Genomic DNA, 14,071 nt, shown 5'->3' on the forward strand with positions numbered 1-14,071 from the left:
GTTTCTCGACAATTCCATTATACCAAACGGAATGTATTTATGCCTTTTTTATTGGCTGAAATATTGAATTTTCAAGGTTCAGCACACCTTAGAGGTGTGGGAAGTTTTAGTTATTTAATAAATCCACCAATTCTGCATGCGCATTCCGGTGCAGCATTCGTGCGATCTCTTTAGCCACCGTCGAAAGAGGATATCTTCGATAAAATCTGAGGATCCGCTTCATTCGCTTATCATTCACCTTGCCGGCCAATTCTTCCATCACCGTGATTGCCTCTTCGGATGGTCTCCATCCATCTTCTCTCGGTACAATATATTGATTCGGAACCGCCGGATAACAGCAATAATTCAACGGCGGGAATTCCGACAATGCAGCTAATTCTCGCTCCTTGGGCGTGCAGAATTCCTCCCCCAGATAATACAATTTATCTCTTAAGATTGCGATCCGATACTCCAGCTGTCTGAGATATTCGTATCCCTGTACCCAGAAATGTCCGATTTCTCCATAATCATAAAGATGTACCTCTGGAAATATATCATCAAAAAACAGAGTGACCACTGAATTTCCCTGGCGTACAATCAAAATATACTCCTTACCATTATGGCTGATGGAGGCTTCCAGCTCTCCTTCATAGTCTTTCCGGTACTCCCCGGTCATCCTTGCACTTTTAAACACCAGAAAGCTCTCCACCGCATCATTCATCAAATAAACAAGACGAATGTCCTTGTCTGCCTTTTCTTGCTTTTCCCGAAACACCAGTTCAAATTGATCCTGTTCCAGAAGTTCCTGCAGCATAGCTAATGCATCCACTATTCCAGTTCTCCTTCATTTGCTTCTTCCACCACAACTTCCGCCTGACCAATTTTTTCCGTAAACGCGAATCGGATGACTGCCTGTGACCAGTTCAGGCTGATCTTTGCTCGTTTTCCTTTCTCTTCTCCTGCCTTCTGGATCAACTCCAACAGTTCTTCGAGTACCGTTTTCGTCAAATATCCTCCTCGCCAGTGGAATGTGAACATTTTCCCTTTCTTCGCCGCCTGAAGCGCTCTCTTATATACCTCTTCCTTTTTGGTAAATGATAATTTCTTTTCTTTATAATAAAAATGATCCCCATCTATACAGGCCGGTGCCGGTACGATCAAAGGCTCATGATCCCGAAAGATACTTTTATCATCCAGGTTGAAATAATCGTAACGCACTTCATCCTTTCCAAGCGTATTATCAAACGTTGCATCCAGATGATAATATTTTCCACCGATTTTCACAATATTCCATGTATGGCGATATTTAATCCCCTTATCCGGGTTGTTGCCGCAGACTGTAATGATGCACCAGATTCCCAGTGCATCACACAAAATCTTTACTGACTTTGCAATACCCTCACATACCCCGACACCTTGTCCAAGCGGACCGATGATTTCATGGGAATATGGCTTTTTCAGCTTATCATAATGTACATTTTCACAGATAAAATCGTGTATGTATTTCTCTTTGTCCCACTCGGGCAAATTCATTGCCGGGCGTACTAATTTGTCAACTCTCGCCTTCATGGCTTTCTGATGCTCTTTAATTTTCCCTTTTTCGAACAGATACTCCGGGACAAATATGAGATTGGGTGAATCCGGATAATATTTGTATTTATAGCCGGGCACCCAGAATATTTCCGGGTGGTCGAGGCGAAGGCGGAAGAACACGTTGTAAAGGTCTTCTGCTTCTAGTCGGGGAATCTGAAATTCATCTGAAATTGCAAGCACCCCCTGAAGGATTGCATGGTATGCCGCCTGCTGCTGTTTTGTCATCTTGTTGTAATAGTATGGTTCCATAGATCCAATTACCTCTTATTTCATCAAGGGATGACTACCGACTCTTCTTCACCACATTCTTATAAAAGTCAACTCCCATCGGAAGTGTCCCCTGATAAATATTCTCGTTCAACGCATGAATGCTTCCGTACTGCTGCCCATCGATGTACAGCGGCGCAAAGCGGATACAGTTTTTGCTGACTTCGGAATAGTATTTTGCGTCGGTTCCGCCGGTCATGATATACGGGCAGATACCGATTCCCGGATACATTTCTTTTGCTGTTTCTTCTACAAGACGGAATGCATTGCTGTTATAATCTACGATCGGGCATGGCGGATCCTGGCAGATGATTTCTGTCTCGATATCATATTTCTTTGCGATTTCACTCACGGCTTTGATGCTCTCTTCATTTGGCTGGTGATGGCTGAAACGCATATTGCCGGTCACATAGGCCTCCTGGGGGAGTACGTTCAGGCCATCGGATCCTTTTGCCGTGGTGAATGCGAGTGTCGTGTGGATCATCGCGCCTGCCACGGAGTTGATAGATGGAAGTAATTTCTCCAGAAGCGGCTTGAACAGCCACATATTGGCAAAGATTACTTTCATTCCAAAATCCATATTCGGAGCGCAGCGCCGGAACATTTCATCCAGTGTCGGTGTGAATTTGTTCACGAACGGGCTGTGTTTTTCTACATCTACCATAAATTTTCCGAGACGAACAAGCGGAGAATTCTTCTTCGGTGCGCTCGCGTGTCCTCCGTTGCTTCTGGCCGTGAATTTGACATCCCCATATCCTTTTTCCACAACGCCGACCATGCCATAGGTTCCTTTGACTCCACCGATCGGCTCTTCGATAATCATGCCGCCTTCATCCAGTACCAGCGCAAGTTCGATTCCCTGTTCTTTCAGATATTCAACGGTAGCCGGAGCTCCGTCACCGCTCCACTCTTCAGTACAGCTGCTTCCGATATAGACATCTACTTCCGGCTGATATCCTTCTCCGATCAGTTCTTCGATCGCCGTGAAGATGCAGAAAAGGCTTCCTTTGGTATCCACCGTTCCTCTTCCCCATACTCTTCCTTCTTCGTCGATGTCACCACTGAAAGGGGCATGTTCCCAAGTTCCGCCTGCTTCTACCACATCCTGGTGGCTCATAAAAAGAATCGGGTTTTGACTGCTTTTTCCGCTCCATTTAAAGAGCAGGCTTCCGTTAAATACGTGCTTCTCACAGTTCTTATGCACGTTCGGAAATAATTCTTCCAAAACCTCATGAAATTCATAGAACTCGCTTCTGTCTTCCTGATTCAAACAGGAGATCGTCTCTTTCTGAATCATTTTTGCCAGACGTTTTCCGTATTCCACACTCCGCTGACTCGTATCAAGCTTCACTTTTGCTTCCTTTGCTTCAGTCGGCTTCAGCATGACCGCGCGGAGCACTACAATGAGAATCAGCACTGCAAGAGCCGCCAGAATCACTCCAATAATCATCATATTTTTCTTCCTCCTTCTTTTTTAAAGCTCACGGGTCAAGTCCTTGACCCATATGTATTTACGATAGTGATACATCACCCATGGGATCTTGCCCACTTCGTCCAGACAGGTACACGCATATACAACGAGCACCGACCAGTTCTTTTCGCTCTCATACAAATAAAAGTATATGGTATTGCACAGGAAAAAGCAATCTGTTTTATCGGGTGCCCGGATACGACATCAGGGGATGTCTCTTCGTTTCCGAAGGGCACATCCCCTGACATAAATTCCATATTTTTCATTTACGCGCTGATTGCATTCCCGGTATAAAGCTGATAATACTTTCCTTTTTCCCCCATAAGCTGTTCGTGCGTTCCCCGCTCAATAATTCTTCCCTGTTCGAGAACCATGATACAGTCTGAATTCCGTACCGTTGACAATCTGTGAGCGATGACAAATGTGGTACGTCCGTGCATCAGTTTATCCATACCGTCCTGAACGATTCGCTCGGTTCTTGTATCGATCGAGCTGGTCGCCTCATCAAGAATTAGTACAGGTGGATCTGCGATCGCTGCCCGGGCAATCGCAAGAAGCTGTCTCTGACCCTGACTTAAGTTTGCCCCATCTCCGTGAAGCATGGTATCATACCCCTGCGGGAGTCTTCGGATAAATCCGTCTGCATTGGCAAGCTTTGCCGCTGCAATGATCTCTTCATCGGTCGCATCCAGTTTCCCGTAACGAATGTTTTCTTTGACCGTTCCGGTAAATAAGTGTGTATCCTGGAGTACGATTCCCAAAGACCTTCTCAGATCCGGTTTCTTGATCTTGTTGATATTGATTCCGTCGTACCGGATCTTACCGTCCTGAATATCATAGAAACGGTTGATCAGATTGGTAATCGTCGTCTTTCCTGCTCCGGTAGATCCTACGAATGCGATCTTCTGTCCCGGTTCCGCATAAAGTTTCACATCGTGAAGAACGATCTTCTCGTCTGTATATCCAAAATCAACTCCGTTGAAGACTACATGACCTTTCACTTCTACATAATCTGTAGTTCCGTCTGCCTGATGCGTATGTTTCCATGCCCATCTTCCGGTACGCTCCGCACTCTCTACAAGCTTTCCGTCTTCTTCTTTTGCATTGACCAGCGTAACATAACCTTCATCCTTCTCAATCGGTTCATCAATCATCCGGAAAATTCTCTCTGCACCGGCCATTGCCATAACAACCGCATTGAGCTGGTTACTGATCTGGTTAATCGGCATACTGAAGCTCTTATTAAAAGTCAGGAAACTTGCAAGTCCGCCGAGTGTAAATCCGCCTACATGATTCAGCGCAAGAATACCTCCCACAATCGCGCAGATTACATAGCTCACATTTCCAAGCTGTGCGTTGATCGGTCCTAACACATTGGCAAAGGTATTGGCTCTGTCTGCACTCTCAAAGAGCTGATCGTTCAGTTCTTTGAATCGTTCTTCATTTTCCTCTTCATGGCAGAAGACTTTGACAACCTTCTGTCCATTCATCATTTCCTCAATATATCCGTTAACCTTTCCAAGATTCACCTGCTGTTCCATGAAATATTTTCCACTCTTGCCTGCCGCGAATCCGGACGCTTTGATCATGAGCGCCACCATAACCAGGGTCACAATCGTAAGCGGAATATTCAAGATCAGCATACTGACAAATACACTGATGATCGTAAATCCACTGTTGATCACCTGCGGAATACTCTGGCTGATCATCTGTCTCAACGTGTCGATGTCGTTCGTATAGACCGACATGATATCTCCATGAGCATGAGAGTCAAAATACCTGATCGGCAGTTTTTCCATGTGTTCAAACAGATCATTTCGCAGATCCCGCAGCGTTCCCTGCGTTACATTGACCATGATCCGGTTATACAAATAGGTACACAGTACTCCCAATGCATAAAACACGGCCACTCTGCCAATCGCATGTGCAAGCGGTCCGAAATCCGGCGTGTCGGAAAGCAGAAACGGCGTAATGTAGTCATCGATCAGGTTCTTGGTAAACATGGTTCCCTGCACATTTGCAAGCACACTTCCGCAAATGAATAAGAACACGAAAATACAATGGATCTTATAGCTTTTGAGAACATATTTCATCAGTCTTATAAATAATTTCCCGGGATTCTTAACCTTCGGTTTTGTTCCTCTTGGAGCTCCCGGCTTCATTGGTCCTGCCATCTTCTATTCACCTGCCTTTTCATCAAAATCTCCACCGCCTTTTGTCTGAGATTCATATACCTCACGGTAAATCTCATTTCCGGCAAGCAGTTCTTCATGCGTTCCGAATCCATCCACTTTTCCTTCATTCAGGACAAGGATCCTGTCCGCACTCTGCACACTTGAAATTCTCTGTGCAATAATCAGTTTTGTCGTATCCGGTATTTCCTCAGCAAAAGCTTTGCGGATTTTGGCATCGGTTGCCGTATCCACCGCACTGGTACTGTCATCCAGGATCAGAATCTTCGGTTTCTTAAGCAGTGCCCTCGCGATACAAAGTCTCTGCTTCTGGCCGCCGGATACGTTATTTCCGCCCTGTTCAATATGTGTCTCATATCCTTTTGGAAATCTCTGAATAAATTCATCGGCGCACGCCAGCTGACAGGCTCTCTCACATTCTTCACGAGTCGCATTTTTATCGCCCCAACGCAGATTATCCAGAATCGTACCCGAAAACAGCACATTATTCTGCAGCACAACAGAAACCTGATTACGGAGGGCTTCCATATCATATTCCTTGACATTCCTTCCGCCTACGAGCACTTCCCCCTGCGTCACATCATACAGACGGCTCACCAGATTCACAAGCGAAGTTTTAGCACTTCCTGTTCCTCCGATAATTCCTATTGTTTCACCGGAGCGAATGCATATATTGATATCTTTCAGCACCGGCTCTCCCGCATCTTTTCTATAAGAAAAATCCACATTCCTGAATTCAATAGAACCGTCTTTCACTTCATGAATCGGTTCTTCCGGATTCTTCAGATCACTGGTCTCACTTAGAACTTCAGAAATACGTTTAGCACTTGCCATACTCATGGAAATCATAACGAAAACCATGGACAGCATCATAAGACTCATCAGAATATTCATACAGTATGTCAGAAGACTCATCAATTCTCCGGTGGTCAATGTATCAGAAACGATCATTTTTGCACCGAGCCAGCTGATCAGCAGAATACAGGTATAAACGGTAGACTGCATGATCGGTGAATTGTAAACCAGATTGCATTCAGCCTTTTTAAAGATCTTATAAATATTCTCACTCGTCCGCTTAAATTTTTGTGTTTCCTCTTCTTCTCTTACATAAGCTTTTACCACCCGGATCGCTGACACATTTTCCTGCACAGAAGCATTCATATCATCATATTTCGGAAATGCCATCTGAAAATATTTGGTTGCATTGCTCATGATAAAGAACAAAATTCCTCCCAGAATAATTACAGCAATCAGGTAGATGGAAGCCAGGCGCGCGTTAATACGGAATGCCATCACCATCGCACAGATCAGGCTGGCAGGCGCACGTGTAAACATCCTGAGTACCATCTGATAGGAATTCTGGATATTTGTCACATCCGTCGTAAGTCTTGTCACAAGCCCGGCTGTGCTGAACTTATCAATATTGGAAAATGAAAATGTCTGGATATTGCGAAACATCGCTTCTCTTAAATTTCTCGCAAATCCTGTGGAAGCCTTCGCTCCGAACCTTCCTCCCATAATTCCGGCAAAAAGCCCCACAAAGGCTGCAACGATCATCACCGCTCCGACTTTGTAAATGTGTCCCATGTCTCCGGCATTGACTCCGTCATCAATAATAGAAGCCATCAAATACGGAATCATCATTTCCATGAGCACTTCCAGAATCATGAACATCGGCGTTATGATTGATGCAGCTTTAAATTCTTTTACTTCTTTCAGTAATGTCCGAATCATCTCTCTCCTCCTTGTTGATAAAAAGTTCCTTTTGTTTTATAAGATTTTTCTCTAATTTCTCAGTAACAATAAAAAAGGCATCCAATTCTTCATCTGAGATTCCTTCCAGCGTCCTGACATTAAGTCCACTGATGATCCCTTCGATTTTTTCATGGGTATAAATCCCTTTCTCTGTGAGCAATACTTTCTTAAGGCGGGCATCATAGTCCACCGACTCTCTCCGAAGATATCCTTTTTTCTCCATCAACTGAATAACGTTCGTGACAGACGAACGTCCTACTGAAAAGTGCTTTTCAATGTCTTTTTGAAAAATATCGCGGTCCCGGTTCTCATACAGATACCGAATGATCCATCCGTGCATCAGTGTAATCTCATCGATTCCTGCTTCCTTCACATGCATCGACAGGTTCCGGCGCATCATATGATCCAGCCGCTTGAGGACCAGACCGACCTGATCCCGCTTCTTTTCTGTCATCCGACTACCGCCTTTCTTTTAGTTCGTTTTCGAATTGTTCGATACTAAACATATTTTACTTCAATATTTCTAAATGTCAATCTTTTTCTTGACTTTTCGTCTATATTTTGGGTAAGCAAAAAGAGCAGTTAAACAACTGCTCTTCTCATATACTATGATCTATCTTCCATCTTCACATACTCTCTGTGCGGTGCCAGAGGCTTATATGCCGGACGAATGATCTTATCTACATTTTTCAACTCTTCCAGACGATGTGCACTCCAGCCTACTATACGTGCTGTCGCGAAAATCGGTGTGTAAAGCTGCTCCGGAATTCCCAGCATACTGTATACCAGTCCACTGTAGAAGTCCACATTCGCATTTACACCTTTGTACATCTTTCTCTTCTGTGCTATGATCTCCGGCGCCATCTTTTCTACTTTTGCATACAGATTGTATTCTTTTTGACACCCCTTCTCGACAGCAAGCTTTTCTACAAAGCTCTTAAAGATATCTGCACGCGGGTCAGAAACAGAGTAAATCGCATGCCCCATTCCATAGATCAGACCCTTCTTGTCAAATCGCTCTTTGTTCAAAAGGCCTTCCAGGTATGCACGCACCTCATCATCATCGTCCCAGTCCTTTACTTCTTTCTTCATATCGGCAAACATCTGAGTCACTTTGATATTGGCACCTCCATGCTTCGGGCCTTTCAGAGAAGCCATCGCCGCTGCCACGGTAGAATAGGTATCCGTTCCGGATGAAGTCACAACGTGCGTCGTAAATGTCGAATTATTTCCGCCGCCATGATCCATATGCAGTACAAGTGCCATATCCAGAAGCTTCGCTTCCAGATCGGTATACTGTCTGTCCTCACGCAGCATCATCAGGATATTCTCCGCTACAGATTTATCCGGCTCCGGTGCATAAATATAAAGGTCATCACCCATGCGATAATTATATGCATGATAGCCGTAAACCATCAGCATTGGGAACTGGCTGATCAAATTCAAGCACTGTCTCAGGACATTCGGAATGCTTGTGTCATCTGCCTTGTCATCATAAGAATACAAATTCAGAATCGAACGCGACAGGCTGTTCATCATATCACGACTGGGGGCTTTCATAATAACATCCCTGACAAATGTCGGCGGCAAGGTTCTTCGCTCCACCAGCATCTCATGAAACTCCGCAAGCTGCTTAGCATTCGGAAGTTCTCCAAAGAGCAGAAGATATGCGACTTCCTCAAATCCAAAGTGTCCTGCCTCCAGAAATCCTCTGACAAGATCCTTGATATTATACCCCCGATAATAGAGATTGCCTTCACAAGGGACTTCTTCGCCATTCACGATCTTCTTTGCGCAGACATCCGAAATATTCGTAAGCCCGGCAAGTACACCCTTCCCATTCACATCCCGAAGACCACGCTTCACATCATATTCCGTGTAAAGCTCCTTGTCGATCGCATTACTCTTCTCACAGAGCGCCGCAAGTCTCTCAATCTCCGGTGTATTCTCGAACAACACCTGCTCCACAGTTTTTCCGTTATTGGTCATCTACCATACCCCTTTCTTTCTGTCTTAAACCAATAAGTACCTTTCGCCATCAAGCGTCTCCAATTTTGGTGTGTTGCTCTATTCTATCAAATAGTATACAAAAATACAATCCTATAATTCTTAAAGTTTTATAACCTAATTATTAATTGTTACTGTTCTGAGCCAAGCAGATTTGACAAAAACTGTTACATTAATTTCCAGCTGGGAAATACGGTCTCAGTGCATTTGCAACACTGCTGATTGGCATCGTCTGAAGCCATACATGCCCCGGTCCGGTAATTACAGTATTAAACAGTCCTTCGCCTCCGAATACCATATTTTTAAGTCCCGGTACCGTCTGGATATCCATCTGGCAGCTCGCAGTCATTGCGGCAAGATATCCGGAATCTATCACGATCTGCTGTCCAGGCTGCAGATCATACTCCACAACGTGTCCATCGAATTCTGCAAATACAATTCCATTTCCGGATACTCTCTGCAGGATAAAACCTTCCCCTCCGAACAGTCCAGAGGCTACTTTTTTCTGAAAATGCACGGTCAGGCTTACTCCTGCTTCCGAAGCCAGAAATGCCTTCTTCTGAAAAATATATTCCTGTCCCGGTCTCACCTCAAACGCCTTAATCGAACCCGGAAAACTGGATGCAAATGCAATCAGTCCCTTCCCGCCCTGAGACGTGTAAGTATTCTGAAACATGGATTCTCCAGAAAACATTCTTCCGAATGCTTTACCGATTCCTCCATTGGTAGATGTGTCCATTTTCATATTCGGAGACATCCATGACATAGATCCTCTCTCTGTCACCATCTGCTCCCCATCCTCCAGTTCGCAGATTACTACCGGTAATGTGTCACCTTGTATCTGATACCTCATACTTGTTTCCTCCTATATTCTACATCAGCTCACCGATGTGATTTGCAAGTTCTGCAAACTCTTCCAGTGTAAGAGCCTCTCCCCTGATACTTGCCCCTCTTCCCAGACGGTCGATTGCCTCACTGATGACCTCTTTCGGCAAATCCAATTCCGGCGAGTTTTTAAGCCCGTTCGCAAGCGTCTTTCTCCTCTGATTGAACGATGCCCGGATAATCCGGAACATCAGTTTTTCATCTCTGACGTGTACCGGCGGCTGCGCATGTCTGGTAAGTCGGATCACAGCAGATCCCACAGTAGGTCTCGGCATAAAACAATTCGGCGGTACATTTGCAACAATATACGGTTCGGCATAATACTGAACCGCAAGCGACAAAGCACCATAATCCTTTGTACCTGGTCCTACCTGCATTCGGTCTGCCACTTCCTTCTGCACCATAACTGTAATACTCTCCAGCGGCACATGATTTTCGAACAGTCCCATGATAATCGGTGTCGTAATATAATATGGAAGATTCGCAACCACCTTAATCGGCTTTCCTCCATTTTTCTCTTCTGCAAGCGCAGCAATATCCACTTTCAGAATATCTTCGTTAATCACTGTCACATTATCATAATCTGATAAAGTATCCTCCAGGATTGGGATCAATGCTTTATCAATCTCCACCGCCGTCACTTCTCGCGCCGCACATGCAAGATACTGCGTCATCGTTCCAATCCCCGGCCCGATTTCCAACACAAAATCATCCTTCGTAATGTCCGCTGCCCGGATAATCTTATCCAGTACATGCGTATCAATCAGAAAATTCTGTCCGAATTTCTTCTGAAAATTGAATCGATATTTCTGCAGAATCTCAATGGTATTCTGCGGATTCCCTAATGTCGGTTCTTTCACTTTGCTGTCTCCTCTCGTTTCTCACATAATACGGCAGGGATTCTGCCTGCTAAACAGGATCCAGCCGATACATTCTGCGTGCATTTTCTTCCGTTGTGGCAATCACTTCTTCTGCCGAAATCCCCTTCAATTCAGCAATCTGCTCTGCAACATATAATAAATAAGATGATTGATTCCGCTTACCCCGAAACGGTTCCGGTGCAAGATAAGGACAATCTGTTTCCAGAAGGATACGCTCCAGTGGCACTGCCCCCACGACTTCTTTCATCTTCTTTGAATTCTTAAACGTAACCACTCCGCCGATTCCAATGTAAAATCCCATCCTCACATATTCCTCAGCCATCTCTTTTGAATAGGAATAGCAGTGAATCACACCCTCAAGATCTTTCGCATAATTCTCCATCACATACATTGTATCCGCAGCAGCATCACGGCTGTGGATCACCACCGGGAGATTCAGTTCCTTTGCCAGTTCAAGCTGACGTACAAACCACTTTCTCTGAACCTCATGCGATTCGTTATCCCAATAATAATCCAGACCGATTTCTCCAACCGCAACCACCTTATCCTCTTTAAAAAATTCCCGCATCTTTGCGAACTTTTCCTCATCAAGAACCCCCACCTCATCCGGATGAATCCCGACAGCCGCATACACATGCGGATACTTCTTTGCAAGCTCCACTGCGTGTAAACAAGATTCATACGTGGCACTTACATTTACAATCGTTCCTACCCCAAGGGACGGCATTGCTTCCAGAAGCGCATCCCGGTCTTCCTGAAACTGCTCATCATCATAATGAGCGTGTGTATCAAATATCATTTTTGTCACCCTTCATTTGTCTCTATAGTCCATACCAATTTGCATGATACATTTGTAGTATATCACATTCTTTCTTAAAGAAAAATATATTTTTCTCTTGCCCCTTGTCTCCTACTTATGTATACTAGAGGTAGTGTAAAAATGGAAGTCGGGGCGACTATCCATCCAGCAAGTTAAAGGAGGTTTTTGCAATGAAAGTATATGATACTGTAAACAATGTAGAATTAGAGGCTGATACTCAGGGACTGATTGATATCATGGTAGCAGGACGTCAGGTTGATGTATATCTCCCGGCACCAAGATCCGATGCTGACGGATATCTTACATGGGATGTAGAACACTGGTCATCTATCGACAACAGACGTTTTATCCGCTGCTATTCCTACAAAGGAAGAGTTCTCAGTGAATCTACAGGTCATAACCTGTACGATCTGGCAAATGATTTCAAACCGGAAGAAGCTGTAAAAATTGAACTCAGCTAAGCTGACAAAAATGGCGGGAAATTCAAGTGAATTTCCCGCCATTTTTGTTTCATATTTTTACAGAGTAATCACCTGATCTACTCCTGCCGGTGCAAGTGCTGCGTATACGTTCGGGAAACATCCGATTCCTGCCGGTGCGATCAGCTTGTCAGCGATATCTCTCTGGTAACAGCATCTGTCGCATGCCATCAGAAGAACGCCTGTCTTCTCACTTAATTTCTGAAGTCTTGCAGCGATATCAGATCCTTCGACAAGCATATATGCATTGTCGAAGAAGAACATCATACCAGCAACCTCAACTCCGTGACGATCTTCTTCCATCTGAGGAATAATCATGTTCTCAAGGATTTCTCTTGCGTGTTCGGATTCCAATAAATAAGCTACTTTCATGGTATAAAACCTCCTGTAAAAATGTTTTTATACTTCAAATGTAGCCTTCGCCTCTCTTACCGCGATGTGAATATCTGCTTTGATAAGGTTGTCCGGGTCCAGCTCCATTTCAGTAACATACTGGTCGAATTCTGCACTGCTGCAGAAGAAATTCATGACATTTCAGCATGAACCTGCCCAATTCGACAATTCTCCGAGTGGAAAAGTCAGCGCATGAAGCGTCTTCGGCGCATAATCTGCCACTTCTCCATTCACAATTTTTACAAAGACCGGTTCGCCGGATACCGCGGATACAGTCCCAATATTCCTGCTCCGTCATAGACAGTTCCTGAAGCACACCTGCTTTATCTTCCTCAAGATTAAATGCTCTGCCTTCATTCACTGTAAACTCCAAAATATAATGTCTCACCTGATTCTGTCTGCTATTAAACTTACGCTCTACATTCTGTTCCATATTCAATTGCTTTCCTTCTAAAATAATTAATTGCAATTCCTTTTTCTTTTGTCACTTAAGCCGTAGCTTCTTTTCCTGCCCTTAAAAGTTTTCGAAATTCCTTCTACTGATATGGACATTTTCTAATCCTCACTTTCTTCTAACCGTAAAAATTGAATTGTTTTATCCTGAAGCCAGCTTTTTTCCACTCCCAGTTTCTCTGCCAGGTATTCCGGCTTATTCAGCTTGTCAACTGCTTTGTTGTAGCTATTTATAAAATCTGCAAACGCTTCCGTCTGAGCAAACTTTTTGTCAACGACGATAACATAGGAAATATAATCCGTGTCAGAAATCGGCTTGCACAAGTAAGATGGCACTCCCGCAGCCTTTGTTAAATTCTGAATCACTGCGTCCACCTGTCCGTCTTCCAGAGAATACAGAATTCCTTTTTGCGTAATTTCCTCAAATTTTTCAATCTGGGGGTAGGTTTTCTGCGCAACTGCCTTTTCCTGCTCTCTTCCCTGACTGACTCCAACCGTTCTTACCTGATCAAAATTATCTTTAAAACAGATCACTTCTGCATTCATCACGGTTGGTCCATAAATCATGACGTTCTCATTTTCCTCAACCGTATGCTGTGCGATATGACCGCAATAAAACGCAACATTGATCTCATCCGCACTCAGTGCCCACTGAGCCATATTACTTCAACAATCTTTAAAGGAAGAACTCTCCATAGTTTCCGCGATCGTATATTTACCACTCAATTCATCAACCGTTTCATTCATCAGCACTCCGGAGATATCGTCTCCTGCACCGATCCGGATCACTGCATCCCCATTTTTCTCCCTTTCCTTCGGGAAGAAAACGGTTACCATAACTCCGACCAGAATAAAACCTGCCAGAAAAACCACAATCTTTTTATCACTGTTCATCT

General features: G+C 44.2%; 13 protein-coding genes and 1 pseudogene. 1 reads left to right on the forward strand and 13 read right to left on the reverse strand.

Annotation, left to right across the window (positions count from 1 at the left end):
* Nucleotides 1-106: 106 nt before the first annotated feature.
* The 10 genes from ACTNA4_RS06535 to ACTNA4_RS06580 all read right to left on the reverse strand — a co-directional run bounded on the left by ACTNA4_RS06535 (nucleotide 107) and on the right by ACTNA4_RS06580 (nucleotide 11,829).
* A complete protein-coding gene (locus ACTNA4_RS06535) occupies nucleotides 107-808 on the reverse strand; it encodes a DUF3878 family protein (RefSeq protein WP_441029205.1) in 702 nt (233 codons plus the stop codon).
* Nucleotides 808-1,821 (reverse strand): transglutaminase domain-containing protein, encoded by a 1,014-nt coding sequence (locus ACTNA4_RS06540; protein WP_441029207.1) that lies wholly within the window; start codon nucleotides 1,819-1,821, stop codon nucleotides 808-810. Before ACTNA4_RS06540 ends, ACTNA4_RS06535 begins: the two co-directional genes overlap by 1 nt.
* Nucleotides 1,822-1,855: 34 nt before the next feature.
* A complete protein-coding gene (locus ACTNA4_RS06545; protein ID WP_441029209.1) occupies nucleotides 1,856-3,292 on the reverse strand; it encodes a M20/M25/M40 family metallo-hydrolase in 1,437 nt (478 codons plus the stop codon).
* A 284-nt stretch (nucleotides 3,293-3,576) separates the two neighbouring features.
* Nucleotides 3,577-5,484, reverse strand: a complete 1,908-nt coding sequence (locus tag ACTNA4_RS06550) for an ABC transporter ATP-binding protein (RefSeq protein ID WP_441029211.1) — start codon at nucleotides 5,482-5,484, stop codon at nucleotides 3,577-3,579.
* Nucleotides 5,485-5,487: 3 nt separating this feature from the next.
* Nucleotides 5,488-7,236, reverse strand: coding sequence for an ABC transporter ATP-binding protein (locus tag ACTNA4_RS06555; protein WP_427808096.1), 1,749 nt, complete (start codon nucleotides 7,234-7,236; stop codon nucleotides 5,488-5,490).
* Nucleotides 7,199-7,711, reverse strand: coding sequence for a MarR family winged helix-turn-helix transcriptional regulator (locus ACTNA4_RS06560; RefSeq protein ID WP_427808098.1), 513 nt, complete (start codon nucleotides 7,709-7,711; stop codon nucleotides 7,199-7,201). Before ACTNA4_RS06560 ends, ACTNA4_RS06555 begins: the two co-directional genes overlap by 38 nt.
* Before the next feature lie 152 nt (nucleotides 7,712-7,863).
* Entirely contained in the window at nucleotides 7,864-9,246 is a 1,383-nt protein-coding gene (locus ACTNA4_RS06565) for a citrate/2-methylcitrate synthase (RefSeq protein ID WP_427808100.1), read from the reverse strand.
* 190 nt (nucleotides 9,247-9,436) lie between these two features.
* On the reverse strand, nucleotides 9,437-10,117 hold the full coding sequence (locus ACTNA4_RS06570; protein WP_427808102.1) for a TIGR00266 family protein: 681 nt from the start codon (nucleotides 10,115-10,117) through the stop codon (nucleotides 9,437-9,439).
* A gap of 19 nt (nucleotides 10,118-10,136) precedes the next feature.
* The gene (gene rsmA, locus ACTNA4_RS06575) at nucleotides 10,137-11,009 is read right to left on the reverse strand and encodes a 16S rRNA (adenine(1518)-N(6)/adenine(1519)-N(6))-dimethyltransferase RsmA (RefSeq protein WP_427808104.1); all 873 of its coding nucleotides are present in this window, start codon (nucleotides 11,007-11,009) and stop codon (nucleotides 10,137-10,139) included.
* A 49-nt stretch (nucleotides 11,010-11,058) separates the two neighbouring features.
* On the reverse strand, nucleotides 11,059-11,829 hold the full coding sequence (locus ACTNA4_RS06580) for a TatD family hydrolase (protein ID WP_427808128.1): 771 nt from the start codon (nucleotides 11,827-11,829) through the stop codon (nucleotides 11,059-11,061).
* Between the two features lie 191 nt (nucleotides 11,830-12,020).
* On the opposite strand from ACTNA4_RS06580, the gene ACTNA4_RS06585 reads away from it, so the two are divergent.
* Nucleotides 12,021-12,311 (forward strand): hypothetical protein, encoded by a 291-nt coding sequence (locus tag ACTNA4_RS06585; RefSeq protein ID WP_441017150.1) that lies wholly within the window; start codon nucleotides 12,021-12,023, stop codon nucleotides 12,309-12,311.
* Between the two features lie 57 nt (nucleotides 12,312-12,368).
* Here ACTNA4_RS06585 and saoD read toward each other — a convergent pair whose 3' ends face one another.
* The 3 genes and pseudogenes from saoD to saoB all read right to left on the reverse strand — a co-directional run bounded on the left by saoD (nucleotide 12,369) and on the right by saoB (nucleotide 14,069).
* A complete protein-coding gene (gene saoD / locus ACTNA4_RS06590; RefSeq protein WP_427808108.1) occupies nucleotides 12,369-12,701 on the reverse strand; it encodes a DsrE-related protein SaoD in 333 nt (110 codons plus the stop codon).
* A gap of 27 nt (nucleotides 12,702-12,728) precedes the next feature.
* Nucleotides 12,729-13,149, reverse strand: a pseudogene (locus tag ACTNA4_RS06595) (hypothetical protein); the annotation flags it as partial.
* A gap of 128 nt (nucleotides 13,150-13,277) precedes the next feature.
* A complete protein-coding gene (gene saoB, locus ACTNA4_RS06600; RefSeq protein ID WP_441029213.1) occupies nucleotides 13,278-14,069 on the reverse strand; it encodes an ABC transporter substrate-binding (seleno)protein SaoB in 792 nt (263 codons plus the stop codon).
* Nucleotides 14,070-14,071: the final 2 nt, after the last annotated feature.

This window comes from Bariatricus sp. HCP28S3_A7 (genome assembly GCF_052066375.1).
Classification (GTDB): Bacteria; Bacillota; Clostridia; order Lachnospirales; family Lachnospiraceae; genus Allocoprococcus.

Coding starts and splice junctions, on each gene's coding strand:
- ACTNA4_RS06540 (WP_441029207.1), bottom strand. CDS start 1,821: ATGGAACCATACTATTACAACAAGATGACAAAACAGCAGCAGGCGGCA.
- ACTNA4_RS06545 (WP_441029209.1), bottom strand. CDS start 3,292: ATGATGATTATTGGAGTGATTCTGGCGGCTCTTGCAGTGCTGATTCTC.
- ACTNA4_RS06550 (WP_441029211.1), bottom strand. CDS start 5,484: ATGGCAGGACCAATGAAGCCGGGAGCTCCAAGAGGAACAAAACCGAAG.
- ACTNA4_RS06555 (WP_427808096.1), bottom strand. CDS start 7,236: ATGATTCGGACATTACTGAAAGAAGTAAAAGAATTTAAAGCTGCATCA.
- ACTNA4_RS06560 (WP_427808098.1), bottom strand. CDS start 7,711: ATGACAGAAAAGAAGCGGGATCAGGTCGGTCTGGTCCTCAAGCGGCTG.
- ACTNA4_RS06565 (WP_427808100.1), bottom strand. CDS start 9,246: ATGACCAATAACGGAAAAACTGTGGAGCAGGTGTTGTTCGAGAATACA.
- ACTNA4_RS06570 (WP_427808102.1), bottom strand. CDS start 10,117: ATGAGGTATCAGATACAAGGTGACACATTACCGGTAGTAATCTGCGAA.
- ACTNA4_RS06580 (WP_427808128.1), bottom strand. CDS start 11,829: ATGATATTTGATACACACGCTCATTATGATGATGAGCAGTTTCAGGAA.
- ACTNA4_RS06585 (WP_441017150.1), top strand. CDS start 12,021: ATGAAAGTATATGATACTGTAAACAATGTAGAATTAGAGGCTGATACT.
- saoD (WP_427808108.1), bottom strand. CDS start 12,701: ATGAAAGTAGCTTATTTATTGGAATCCGAACACGCAAGAGAAATCCTT.